The following is a 12,963-nucleotide window of genomic DNA, read 5'->3' as shown; positions in this document are numbered from 1 at the left end:
CCCACGACGGTCGCCTGCACCGCGCAGACGCCGTCGGGCACGGCGCCGGCGACGGCGCCGACGCCGAAGGTGCTGGTCGGCGCGGCAGGCGCCGGGTCCGCGAGGGCGGCGGGCGCCAGGGCGACCGGTGCCACGCCCGCGGTCAGCAGAGCCACCGAGGTGAGTCCGGCGAGCGCGGCGCGCCGGGCTGCGCCCGGACGCGGGCGCGCCCCACCGCGGCCGGTGGCGGGCAGAGATCTGTCGTGCACGAAGTCCTCCAGGAGAGTCGAGCGGGGCCGCCGCGGCGGTGCGGCCGTGCCTCGCCGGGGGCACGCGTCGCGCGCCCTCACTGCTGGAGAGCATGGGCGACGGACCCGCGCGCCGGGGGCGACCGGGCGGGATTTCACACCGCCTCTCACCCTCCGCGACCGACCGGGTCACGCCGGACCGGGCCCGGACGGCCCGCGGCTCAGCGCAGCGCGCCGTCCGGGCGGTGCCGCGCGGCCGCCGTGCTGCTCCGGACGACGAACTCGACGGGCGGGAGACGGACGTCCTCGGGCTCGCGCCCCTCGACCAGCGCGATGAGCGTGCGGGCGCACGCCCGGCCCCACGCGATGACCTCCTGGCGCACGGTGGTCAGCGGCGGCACGACGAAGGCCGCGAGGGGCACGTCGTCGAACCCGATGACCGACAGGTCGTGGGGCACCCGGATCCCGCGCTCGGTGGCCACGGAGATGCCCGCGATGGCCATGAGGTCGTTGCCGTAGACGATCGCGCTCGGCGGCCGCGGCAGGTCCAGGAGCTCGTGCGTGGCCCGCGCCCCCGAGGCGCCGGAGAAGTCCGCCACGACGACGAGGTCCGGTTCGAGCCCGAGCTCGGTCATCTCCTGCTCCCAGGCGCGCCGCCGCAGGTCGGAGTGCACGTAGCCGGGGGCGCCCGAGACGTGTGCGATGCTCCGGTGCCCGAGGGCGTACAGGTGCCGCACGGCGCGCCGGACGCCCGCCTCGTCGTCGACGCCGATGGGCCGGGGGCGCCCGTCCACCGGCGCGACCGGGCCGACCAGCACGTAGGGCAGCCCGAGGCGGTCGAGCTGGTCGGGGCGGTCGTCGTCCGCGCGCAGGTCGGTGAGGAACACCCCGTCCACGCGCGACTGGCGGGCGAACTGGTGGTACGCGGCGCGCTCGGACTCCTCGCCGTCGACGACCTGGAGCACGAGGGCGTACTCCAGGCTGGACAGGCCGCTCTCGACGCCCGCGACGAACTGCGGGAAGAACGGGTCGGTGCTGAGCAGCTCCGGCTCGCGCCGCACGACCAGCCCGAGGGCCTGGGCGCGGCTGCGGGACAGCGCCCGCGCCCGCGAGTCGGGTCGCCAGTCGAGCTCCCGTGCGGCCTCCAGGATCCGGGTGCGGGCGGCCTCGCTCACCCCGGAGCGCCCGTTGAAGACGAAGGAGACGGCGCTCTTGGAGACCTGTGCACGCTCGGCGACGTCGCCGATGGTCGCCCGGCGCGCGCGGGCCTCGGGCCTCGGGCCGGGCGCCGTCGACGAGCCGGCGTCCGGGGCAGGTGTCGCGTCCACGTGGCCATCCTACCGCAGGGGCTGCGCACCGGTTTAGTAAACCCGGCCCCGGCCCACTGCCCGGATTCATCCGCGTCTGTGCGGCGCGGGCCGATGGTTGACCTCCAGCATTCAAACCGGTTTACTCCGTGTCAGCCGGTCGCGGACGACCGGCGATCCGAGCGCCGCCGGGCGCTCGGCTCCGGTGGGGCGCAGCGTCCCGGGAAGCGAGGAGCGGCGCGATGAAGCGTGGCGCACGATGGGCAGTGCTGACGGCAGCCGCGGCGGTGGTGGTCCTCCCGCTGGCGGCGTGCGGCTCGGGCGACGGGGACGAGCCCGGTTCGACCCAGGGCCTGGGCACCGGGCCGATCGACATCTGGTACTCGACCAACGAGCAGGAGATCGCCTGGGGCGAGCAGGTCGTGCAGGCGTGGAACGCCGAGCACGCCGACCAGCAGGTGACCGCGCAGGCGATCCCCGCCGGCAGCTCGTCCGAGGACGTCATCTCGGCCTCGATCACCGCGGGCAACACCCCGTGCCTGGTCTTCAACACGGCCCCCGCGGCGGTCCCGGCGTTCCAGAAGCAGGGCGGCCTCGTGAACCTCTCGGCGACGTTCGACGACGCCGAGGACTACATCACGGGCCGTTCCGGCGCCGCCGCGGACGGGTTCCGCAGCGCCGACGGCGACCTCTACCAGCTGCCCTGGAAGACCAACCCCTTCATGCTCTACTACAACAAGACGGTGTTCGAGGCGGCGGGCCTCGACCCGGAGAACCCGCAGCTCGCCACCTACGACGACCTGCTCGCGGCGGCCTCGGCGATCCAGGCGTCGGGCGCGGCCGACTACGCGATCTACCCGCCCGCGACCGCCGACTACACCAACGTCAACTTCGACTTCTACCCGTTCTTCCTGGCGAACTCCGGCGGCACGCAGCTGATCGAGGACGGCAGGGCGACGTTCGCCGGTGACGAGGCGCTCGAGACGCTCGAGCTCTGGCAGACGATGTACGCCGAGGGCTACGCGTCCGCCGAGGCGTACAGCGGTGACATGTGGGCCGGCCCGTTCGCCGACGGCGTCGCCGCCATGGGCATCGCGGGGCCGTGGGGAGCCGGTCAGTTCGACGGCAAGGTCGAGTACGGCGCCGTCCCGATCCCGACCGCCGACGGCACGGCACCGGAGGAGACCGCGACGTTCGCGGACTCCAAGAACGTCGGGCTCTACTCCGCGTGCCAGAACCAGCAGACCGCCTGGGACTTCCTGAAGTTCGCGACGGACGACGAGAACGACCTCGCCCTGCTCGAGACCACCGGGCAGTTCCCGACGCGGACCGACGTGCCCGAGCTGGCCGCGGACTTCCTGGCCGAGCAGCCGTTCTTCGAGGCGTTCGCGGCCGCCGTGCCGCTGGCGGTGGACGTGCCGACCGTCGACGGGCTCGCGGAGAAGATGCAGGTCTTCCGCGACGCGTGGGGCGAGGCGGTCCAGTCGGGCTCGGGTGACCTCCCGACCGCGTTCGGCGCGGCGGCCACGACCGTCGACGGCCTGGCCGGCTGACCGGCAGGACGGACCGACACCATGACCACCCTCCGCGACGCGAGTCCGCGGTCGCCGGTGCGGGCCACGGGCGGCCGTGGCCCGCACCGGGGCGGCCCGCAGCGCCCCCGGGGCCGGCGCCTGCAGCGCTGGCTCGGCGAGCACCCGCTCGGCGCCCTGCTCAGCGCGCCCTACACCGCCTTCGTCGTGGTGGTGTTCCTCGTGCCCTTCGGGTTCGGGGTCTGGATGTCGGTGCACGACTTCTTCTTCACCGCCCCGGGCGTGCAGGTCCCGCACCCGTTCGTCGGGCTGGAGAACTTCCAGCAGGTGCTCGCCGACCCGGCGGTGCGCCAGGCGTTCCGCAACCTGCTGGTGTTCCTCGTCGTCAACGTGCCGCTGACCGTCGTCCTCGGCCTGCTCCTGTCGACGGGCCTCGACGCGGTCGCCCGGTGGAAGGGCTTCTTCCGGGTCGCGTACTACGTCCCCTACGTCACGGCCTCCGTGGCGACGCTCGCCGCCTGGATCTTCCTGTTCAGCGGCAACGGGGTGGTCAACCAGCTGCTCGGCGGCCTGGCGCCGGACCCGACGTGGCTGGCGAACCAGGGGCTGATCATGCCGCTGATCGCGGTGTACGTGACGTGGAAGAACCTCGGGTTCTACGTCCTGCTGTACCTGGCGGGCCTGCAGAACGTCCCCCGGGAGCTGCACGAGGCCGCCGAGATGGACGGGGCCGGTGCCTGGCGGCGCTTCCGGTCGGTGACCCTCCCGGGCCTCCGTCCGGTGACGTCGTTGGTCGTGCTGCTGTCGATCATCACGACGGGCCAGATCTTCACCGAGCCGTACCTGCTGACGGGCGGCGGCCCGAACGGCGCGTCGATGACACCGGCCCTGCTGATGTACCAGAAGGGCATCCAGCAGGGGCAGCCCGACGTCGCGGCGGCCATCGGGATGATCCTCGTGATCGCCGTCATGGTCGTGTCGCTGGTCTCGCGCCGGCTCACGGAGAGGAAGGGCTGATGGCCACCACCGCCACGGCCGGGGCGCCGCGCACGAGCCGCACCGACCGCACGCGTCCCCGCCTGCTCGTCGCCGGCCGGTTCGCCGTCCTGCTCGTCGGGGCGTTCCTCGCGCTCGTCCCGTTCTACTCCATGGTGATCGGCGCGCTGCAGGAGGAGCGGGACACGACCCTGCTCGGGATGCTGCCGCTGCCGGGCAACCTGACGCTCGAGAACTTCGCGGGCGTCAACGACTCGATCGACCTCGTGCAGTCGCTGCTGAACTCGCTGATCATGACGGCCGGCGTCGTCGGCTGCACCCTCGTGCTCGGGCTCATGGTCGGGTACGCGCTGTCGGTCCTGTCCTTCCGCGGCCAGGGGCTGGTCTTCGCGCTGGTGCTGCTGGTCCAGGCGATCCCGTTCCAGCTGCTCATGGTCCCGCTGTACGTCATGGTCGTGCGCTACTTCGGGCTCGCGGACAGCTACCTCGGCATGATCCTGCCGTTCGCGGTCAACTCCGTGGCCGTGCTGATCTTCCGGCAGTACTTCCTGCAGATCCCGCGGGACGTCTTCGACGCGGCCCGGATCGACGGGGCCGGCGAGCTCAGGATCCTGGTGTCGGTCGCGGTGCCGCTGGTCCGGCCGGCGATCCTCACCGCGATGCTCGTGACGTTCATCGGCCCGTGGAACGAGTTCCTCTGGCCGTTCCTCGTGACGAAGGACGCCACCATGCAGCCGCTCGCGGTGAGCCTGGCGAACTTCTCCCAGGCGAACTCGACGTTCCAGGAGAACCCGATGGGCGCCGTGCTCGCCGGGGCGTGCGTGCTCGCGGTCCCGGCCGTCGTCCTGTTCCTGCTGTTCCAGCGCCACTTCACGTCGGCGAACCTCGGCTCGGCCGTCAAGGGCTGAGTCCGTCCCGCACCCCGCACCACTCCCCGTCGCGCACCGACGTCCTCGGCGCGCGCCCGAACCCGAGGCAGGTCATGAGCCAGGTGAACCACGCGTCCGTCGCGACCGTCCCGTACGCGCTGCGGCGGCTCGGCACGATCATGGAGCCGGAGCCCGGCAACCTGCTGGAGGCCGAGGGCGTCCTGAACCCCGGCACCGCGTGGGGCCCGGACGGCGAGCTGTACCTCTTCCCGCGGCTCGTGGCGGCGGGCAACGTCTCCCGGATCGGGCGCGCGCGGGTCGTCGTCGCGGACGGGGTCCCGGTGGGTGTCGAGCGCCTCGGCGTCGTGCTGGCCCCCGACGAGGGCTGGGAGCACGGGCGGCAGAACGCGGGCGTCGAGGACCCGCGGATCACGTTCGTCGAGCCGCTCGGGCTGCACGTCATGACGTACGTCGCGTACGGGCCGCTCGGCCCGCGCCCGGCGATCGCGGTCTCCGAGGACACGGCCGCCTGGCGGCGCCTCGGCCCGATCCGGTTCGGCTACCGGCCCGAGCTCAGCACCGACCTCAACCTGTTCCCCAACAAGGACATCGTCTTCTTCCCCGAGCTGGTCCCCGGCCCCGACGGCCGCCCCGCGCTCGCCCTGCTGCACCGCCCGATGTGGGACCTGGACTGGCTGCGGCCGGGCGAGGGCACCCCCACGCCGGCCGGGGTCGACGACGACCGGCCCTCCATCTGGATCGGCTACGTGGACGTCGACGCCGTGCGGCGCGACCTGTCGGCGCTCACGCACGTCGAGCACGCCGCGATGATCGCGGCACCGGTCATGCCGTTCGAGGAGTCCAAGATCGGCGGGGGACCCGCGCCGCTGCGGGTGCCGGAGGGCTGGCTGGTGCTGCACCACGGGGTGACGGGCGCCGACGTCAAGGGGTTCGAGCTCGCGTACGGCGCCCGGTACACCGCCGGCGCGATGCTCCTCGACGCCGCGGACCCGCGCCGGGTCCTCGCGCGGACGCCCGAGCCCCTGCTCGTGCCGGAGACGGACGCCGAGCTGGAGGGCACGCTCGGCAACGTCGTGTTCCCGACGGCCGTCGAGCGGATCGGCGACCGGTGGTTCGTGTTCTACGGCATGGCGGACTCCCGGATCGGCGTCGCCGAGCTGGTGCGGGACGAGGGCTGAGGTGTACCGCCTCGACAACCCGGTCCGCCGGTACGCCTGGGGCTCGACGACGCTCGTCCAGCAGCTCCGCGCGCAGCCGCCCGACGGCCGCCCGGTCGCGGAGGTCTGGATCGGTGCGCACCCCGACGACCCCTCGGTCGCGCACGGCACCGGACGCCGCGTGCCGCTGGACGCGCTGGTCGCCGACCGTCCGGAGACGATGCTGGGCCGGCGGGTGCTCGCGACGGCCGGCCCGCGCCTGCCGTACCTGACGAAGATCCTCGCCGCGGCCCATCCGCTGTCGGTGCAGGTGCACCCGGACGCGGCCCAGGCCGAGGCGGGGTACGCCGAGGAGGAGCGGCGCGGGGTGACGCGCGACGACCCGGCGCGGACCTACCGGGACCGCTCGCACAAGCCCGAGGTCGTCTACGCACTGACCCGGTTCGAGCTGCTCAGCGGGTTGCGGGAGCCCGAGCAGGCGGCCAAGCTCGTCGCCGAGCTCGAGGTCCCCGGGCTGGACCCGCTCGTCGCCCGGCTCCGGGACGCCGGCGACGGCCCCGCGCACCGCGCCGCCTTCCGGTGGCTGCTCGGTCAGCGCGGGGGCGACGCCCCGTGGGTCCGGGAGGTCGCGGCCGTCGCGCGGCAGTCCGCCGGCGCGCGCCCGGAGCTCGACGTCGTGCGCGGCCTGGCCGCCCGGTTCCCCGGCGATCCGGCGCTCGTCGCGCCGCTGCTGCTCAACTACGAGCGGCTGGAGCCGGGCCAGGCGATCTACACCGCACCCGGCACGCTGCACGCCTACCTCGGCGGGATGGCCGTGGAGGTCATGGCCGCGTCGGACAACGTGCTGCGCGCCGGCCTCACCGCCAAGCACGTGGACGTCGACCAGGTGCTGGCCGTCACCGACTTCGACCCGCGTCTGACGGGCTTCCTCCGCCCGGCACGCCGCGCCCCCGGTGTCGTGGACTTCGTGCCGCCCGTCCCGGACTTCACCCTGCGGGTCGTCACCGCCCGCGCCGGCGACGATCTCGCGGGGCCGGTCGACGGGCCGCGGGTCGTCGTCTGCGTCGAGGGCGAGGTGCGGGTCGCAGCGGCCGACGCCGTGCGGCTGCGACCCGGCGAGGCCGTGTTCGTCCCGGACGCGGACGGCCCGCTGACGATCTCCGGGCACGGCACCGCGGTGGTCGCCGCGGCCTGACCCGCCCGTCGCCCGGTGCGCCCGGCACCGCGCGTCCCGACAGATCAGCGAAGGAGCTGGACGTGAGACACCTCAGAGCAGCGATCGCCCTCACGCTCGCCCTCGTGCTGGGCGGCGCCGGCCTGGCCGGAGCCCCGCGCGCGCAGGCGGCGACGCCCGCCGAGGACGTCGGCACGATCATCACGCGGCTGCAGGAGTACTACCTGGGCCAGGGCGACGAGATCATCATCGCGAACGGCATCTTCCTGGCCCGCGCGTCAGAGGCGCGCGACTACGCGGCGTCCCAGCGTGCCGACGGGTCCTGGGCGGACGTCGACTACGCCGACCGCACGAGCTCCGCGAACGGCCGCACGTGGTCCGCGTACTCCGCGCTGTACCGGATGCTCGCGATGGCGCACGCCTACCGTGACCCGGCGGCGGAGGGATTCGGGGACCCGGCGCTCGTGACCGCGGTCGAGCGGGCGCTCACCTACTGGGACGTCGCCGACCCGGGCAACACGAACTGGTGGGAGACCGAGATCGGCGAGTCCATGGCGATGGGCCGGCTGTCGATCTTCCTCGGGGACGTGCTCGGACCCGCGGCGCTCGACGTCGCGCTCGAGCACAACACCGGCAGGCTCGACCCGGTCGGTGCCAACGGGGCGTGGCGGACCACGAACTACCTCCTCGAGGCTGTCGCGACCCACGACCTGGCGCAGATCCGCGCCGGCTTCGACACCATGGTGCAGACCGTGGCGGTGGACAGCTCGGGCACGGTCCAGGAGGCGGTCCAGCCGGACGCGAGCTTCTGGGCGCACGGGGCGCAGCTGTACAGCGAGGGCTACGGCATGGCGCTGTTCACCAACGTCGCCCTGTGGGCGGACGTCGCCCGCGGCACCGGCCTCGCTCTCAGCCGGCAGCACCTGGACACGATCGCGTTCTACATCATCTCCGGCACCCGCTGGATGATCCGCGGCGAGATCGGCCTGCTGTACCTGAACTACCGGCGGCCCAAGACCATCGGCGGCGTGACGAGCCACGCCTCGGAGTTCATCGAGCCGCTGACCCGGATGGTCCGGACCGACCCGCTGTACGCCACCGCCTACCGCGCGGTGCTCGACGGCATCCAGGGCAGGACCCGCACCAACGGCGCGACCGGCAACCGGTACTTCTGGCGGTCCGAGCTCTCGTCGCACCTGCGCGACGACTACGGGATCATCACCCGCCTGAACTCCACCCGCACGGTCGGCAGCGAGTACCGCTCGACGTTCCGGCCGGAGGTCGGCAACGAGATCGTGTGGAACTCCGCGGGGGCGACGGCCATCCAGGTCACCAACCGCGAGTACCTCGACCTCGGCCCGGCCTTCGACTGGTTCCACTACCCGGGCGTCACCGCGCCCTACGTGAGGGAGCAGACCCGCGGGTCGACCGGCAACGGCGGCAGCTTCACCGGCGGCGTCTCCGACGGCACCTACGGCGCCAGCGTCCACACCCTGGACCGGGCGGGCACGAAGGGGCAGAAGAGCTATTTCACCTTCGACGACGAGATGGTCGCCCTCGGCACCGGCATCTCCTCCAGCTCGGCCGCCCCGGTGCACACCACGGTCAACCAGGTCGTCGCCAAGCCGAACGCCTCGGTGAACGGCGCCTCGGTCCCGTCCGGCACCGACGCCGCCGCCGTGGAGGGTCCCGCGTGGGCGTACAACGACGAGGTCGGGTACGTGTTCCCCGCGGGTCAGCGCGTCCTCGTGTCGAACACGTCCCGGACGGGCAGCTGGGTCGGCGAGGACCCGGTCACCCGGGACGCCTTCACCCTGCACGTGGACCACGGCGTCCAGCCGCAGGACGCCGGGTACGAGTACGTCGTCCTGCCCGCCGCCACGCCCGCCGAGGTCGAGGCGTACGCGGCGGCCCCGCGGGTCGAGGTGCTGCGCAACGACGCCGCCGTCCAGGCGGTGCGGCACGCGGGCCTGCACCGCACGATGGCGACCTTCTCCCGGGCCGGTTCCCTGGACCTGGGCGACGGGCGGAGCCTCGAGGTCGACCAGCCGGGCCTGGTGATCCTGGACGAGTCGGGCGACGCCCCGGTCGTGAGCGTGGCGAACCCCGGGCAGCCGGGCGTCGTCGTGCGGGTGTCCCTCACCGGCCCGGAGGGGGTCGCCCGCGGCGTGTTCGCCCTCGGGTCCGGCGCCACGCTCGGCAAGACGGTCACCGCGGCGCTCGCGGTGAGCGACGTCGGCTCGGCCTCCACCGCGAGCAGCGCCCGCGGTGGGCACGGTGCCGCCCTGGCCGGCGACGGGGACGCGGGGACCTCGTGGCACTCGGCCGCCGGCGGCACGCAGTGGCTGACCCGGCAGCTCCCGCACGGCTCGTTCGTCACCGGGGCGACGGTCACCTGGGGCGAGGACGCCGCGACCCGGTTCCTGCTGCAGACCTCGGCGGACGGGGTGACGTGGACCGACCAGCGGTTCACCCAGGACGGCACGGGCGGGACGACCCGGATCGACATCGCCCCGACCGCGGCCGGCTTCGTCCGGCTCCTGCTCCTCGACGGCGAGGGGGACGGCTACGCGGTGCAGGAGCTCGAGGTCGACGCGAGCGCGAACCTGGCGCTCGGCGGCGCGGTCTCGGTCTCGGGCACGTCGAGCGGCGCCGCCGGCAGCATCACCGACGGCAGCACGGCGACCCGGTGGAGCGGCAACCTGTCCGACAGCGCCTGGGCGCAGGTGGACCTCGGGTCGGTGCAGCCGGTCGGCGCCGTCCGGCTCTGGTGGGAGGCGTCGTACGCGCGCCAGTACCGGATCCAGGTCTCGGACGACGGCGCGGCCTGGCGGGACGCGTACGCCACGTCCGGCGCCGGCAGCGACGGCGGGGTCGACGTCGTGGCGCTCGACGAGCGCGCGCGGTACGTCCGGATGCAGACCGTCCAGCGCAGCACCACCCAGTACGGGGTCTCGATCTGGGAGCTCGAGGTGTTCGGCGACGACGCGATCGCGTCCGCACCGGGCGCTCCCGCGGGCCGGGAGAACCTCGCGCTCGGCCGAGGCGTCACCGCCGACTCGCAGTACAACGCGACACTGCCGCCGACGAACGCGGTCGACGGGAACCCCACGACGCGCTGGGCCTCGTCCCGCCAGGACGCGCCGTACACGACGGAGCGCTGGCTCCAGGTCGACCTGGGCAGCCCGCGGACCATCAACCAGGTGGTGCTGACCTGGGAGACGGCCACCTCGAACGACTTCCGTGTCGAGGGCTCGGCGGACGGGCAGACGTGGGAGCTGCTCGCCCGTGTCCAGAAGACGTCGGCCGAGCTGAGGAACACGGTCGACTTCGCCGACGCCGAGGTGCAGCACGTGCGCGTGATCGGCCTGCCGGCCACGAAGTACGGCACGTCGCTGTTCGAGCTCGAGGTCTACGGCGGCTACAGACTGACCTGCACCGCGACGGCCACCACCCTGCCGCGCGACGGCTCGGGCGTCGTGACGGCGACGATCACGCCGCACGAGGCCGACGACGTCGTCCGCGCGTCCACGCTGGACCCGGCGGTCGCCGCCGTGACGGGCGCGCCGCGGGTCGGCGCCGACGGGACGGTCGAGGTCGACCTGGCCGCAGGCCCCTCCGGGTCCACGTCGGTCCTGGTCAGCCACGCCAAGGGCGACGAGCTCGCGTGGTGCCCGGTCAGCGTCGCCGTCGCCACGCAGGAGCTCGAGGGCCTCGTGGCGCGGGCGAACGACCTGGAGAGCGAGCGGTACACGGCGGAGAGCTGGGCGCCGCTGCTCCCGGCGCTCGAGACGGCCAAGGCGCTGCTCGCCGCCGGTGCCGCGACGCAGGCGGAGGTCGACGCGGCCGCGGCGGCGCTGTCCGCCGCGCTCGACGGGCTGGCGGAGGTCCCGCCCCCGGACCGCACGGCACCGGTGGTCTCCGGGACGGTCGCCGGACGCGTCGTCACGGTCGTCGCCACCGACGACGGAGGCTCGGGGGTCGCGTCCGTGGAGCACCGCACCGGCGGGGCGGGTGGGTGGGCCACCTACACCGGCCCGGTCACGGTGCCCGGGACCGACGCCGTCACGGTGGAGTTCCGCGCCTCCGACGGGGCGGGGAACGTCTCCGCGGTCGGGTCCGTGCAGGTGGCGGCCGTGCCACCGGGCGGCGGGGCACCGGGGATCTCGGTGTCGTCCGCGTCGGTGCGGGCCGGCGACCGGGTGACGGTGACGCTCACCGGGATGCCCGGGGCCGAGGAGGAGGTCGGCATCGCGTCGGAGTACCGCCGGCTCGCGACCGCCGCGGTGACCGGCGGGGCGGCGACCACGGAGGTGACGGTGCCCGGCGACCTCGCCGCGGGGACGCACCACCTGCAGGCCCGTGACCCCGGCGGGACGCTGCTCGCCCAGGTGCCCATCACGGTGGAGGCGGCCGGCGCGGCGCCCGGACCGGCGGGCACGGGCGGCGGCCTCGCGGTGACGGGCGGCGCGATCACCCTGACCGCGGCGCTCGCCCTCGCCATGCTGGCCCTCGGGGTCGCACTCACCCGCCGTTCCCGCCGGGCGCGCCGCGGGTAGGGCGGCCGCCCGAGCAGCAAGGAGACACGTCCCCCGTCGCCGCCACCGGAACCGTGCGGCGCCGGACCCGGCTCAGCCGGCGGCCGGCAGCGTCCGCAGCAGGTAGCGCTCGGCCGCGCCCGCCTGCTGCGCCACGTCCCACAGCGTCGAGGACGCCGCCCCGGACGCCTCCGGGGCGGCGTCGGCCACGCCGTCGCGATCAGGCGGGCCGTCCGGGGTCAGCACCTCGAGGAGGCGGTCCAGCTCGTCCGGCGCCAGGTCCGCGGTGCCGGCGAGCAGGGTCAGATCGCGCAGCCCGGTGCGCAGCGCGTCGAGCTCGGCCAGCTGCCGGTCGTCGAGCGGGTCGCCGTCGGCCACCAGCTCGTCCTGCAGCCGGGTGGCGTCGCGGAACAGGGCGATCTCGTCGGGCCCCGGCACGCCGGTGCCGTCCGACGCCGCGCGCAGCGCCGTCGCCGTGGCGCGGGTCGCGGACTCGACCCGCCGCCGCAGCGGCGGCGGCCGGAAGCCGGGGATCAGCGTGAAGCCCAGGACCACCCCGACCAGCACCGCGCAGGCGGTCAGCCCGACGTACTGCAGGAGCAGGTCGACCGGGTCCAGGTGCCGGGTCACCGAGTTGAAGCCGACGCTGACCACCACCATGCACGCGTTGCCCAGCGCCGGCCGCGTCACGATGTACCAGAGCCCCAGGCAGAGGGCGACGACCGCGACGAGCGTCAGGTACCGCGACGGCACGACCAGCAGGACCACCGCGACCGTCAGCGAGCCCGCGACCACGCCGACGACCTTGTTCCTCGTCTTCGTCGCCGTGTCGTTCCACCGGGCCTGGAGGATGCTGAACGTGGCGAGCAGCACCGTCGACACCAGCGGGTCGCCGCGCTGGAGCCCGGACGTCACGATCAGCATGATCAGCACCGCGAAGCCCGTCCGCACCGCGTGCCGGACCTGGATGGACCGCAGCCGTTCCGACGGGTGCAGCACCGCGTCCCGGAGCTGGTGCCGGCGGTCGCGCTCCAGCCGGACCGGCGTGGCGTCGCGCTCCCGCAGGGCGCGCTCGACGGCGTCCAGGGCGCGGTCCGCGTCGTCGAGCGGGGTGCCGGCGCCGGCCGGTGCGGGAGCCGGGG

8 protein-coding genes are annotated in these 12,963 nt (G+C 74.4%); 6 read left to right on the top strand and 2 right to left on the bottom strand.

What is annotated here, in order from left to right; translation table 11 throughout:
* Positions 1 to 448: 448 nt before the first annotated feature.
* Positions 449 to 1,555, bottom strand: a complete 1,107-nt coding sequence (locus tag FA014_RS12880; protein WP_154730072.1) for a LacI family DNA-binding transcriptional regulator — start codon at positions 1,553 to 1,555, stop codon at positions 449 to 451.
* Between the two features lie 245 nt (positions 1,556 to 1,800).
* On the opposite strand from FA014_RS12880, the gene FA014_RS12875 reads away from it, so the two are divergent.
* The 6 genes from FA014_RS12875 (at position 1,801) to FA014_RS12850 (ending at position 11,842) form a co-directional block, all read left to right on the top strand.
* The gene (locus tag FA014_RS12875) at positions 1,801 to 3,087 is read left to right on the top strand and encodes an ABC transporter substrate-binding protein (protein WP_230323128.1); all 1,287 of its coding nucleotides are present in this window, start codon (positions 1,801 to 1,803) and stop codon (positions 3,085 to 3,087) included.
* Positions 3,088 to 3,108: 21 nt separating this feature from the next.
* Entirely contained in the window at positions 3,109 to 4,083 is a 975-nt protein-coding gene (locus FA014_RS12870) for a carbohydrate ABC transporter permease (protein WP_154730070.1), read from the top strand.
* Positions 4,083 to 4,970, top strand: a complete 888-nt coding sequence (locus tag FA014_RS12865; RefSeq protein WP_154730069.1) for a carbohydrate ABC transporter permease — start codon at positions 4,083 to 4,085, stop codon at positions 4,968 to 4,970. Before FA014_RS12870 ends, FA014_RS12865 begins: the two co-directional genes overlap by 1 nt.
* Before the next feature lie 74 nt (positions 4,971 to 5,044).
* Positions 5,045 to 6,130 carry a glycoside hydrolase family 130 protein gene (locus tag FA014_RS12860; RefSeq protein WP_154730068.1) on the top strand — a complete coding sequence of 362 codons (1,086 nt, stop codon included), beginning with the start codon at positions 5,045 to 5,047 and terminating at the stop codon, positions 6,128 to 6,130.
* Between the two features lies 1 nt (position 6,131).
* Entirely contained in the window at positions 6,132 to 7,304 is a 1,173-nt protein-coding gene (manA, locus tag FA014_RS12855; protein WP_154730067.1) for a mannose-6-phosphate isomerase, class I, read from the top strand.
* Between the two features lie 62 nt (positions 7,305 to 7,366).
* Positions 7,367 to 11,842 (top strand): discoidin domain-containing protein, encoded by a 4,476-nt coding sequence (locus FA014_RS12850; protein WP_230323127.1) that lies wholly within the window; start codon positions 7,367 to 7,369, stop codon positions 11,840 to 11,842.
* Between the two features lie 72 nt (positions 11,843 to 11,914).
* On the opposite strand, the gene FA014_RS20025 is transcribed toward FA014_RS12850, so the two are convergent.
* A partial coding sequence (locus tag FA014_RS20025) for an FUSC family protein (protein ID WP_230323126.1) occupies positions 11,915 to 12,963 on the bottom strand: 1,049 nt, incomplete at its 5' end.

The sequence above is a fragment of the Cellulomonas hominis genome, assembly GCF_005239125.1.
Taxonomy (GTDB): Bacteria; Actinomycetota; Actinomycetes; order Actinomycetales; family Cellulomonadaceae; genus Cellulomonas; species Cellulomonas hominis_A.
Note: the sequence above shows the minus strand (reverse complement) of the source record. Positions and strands in the feature narration are given on the sequence as shown.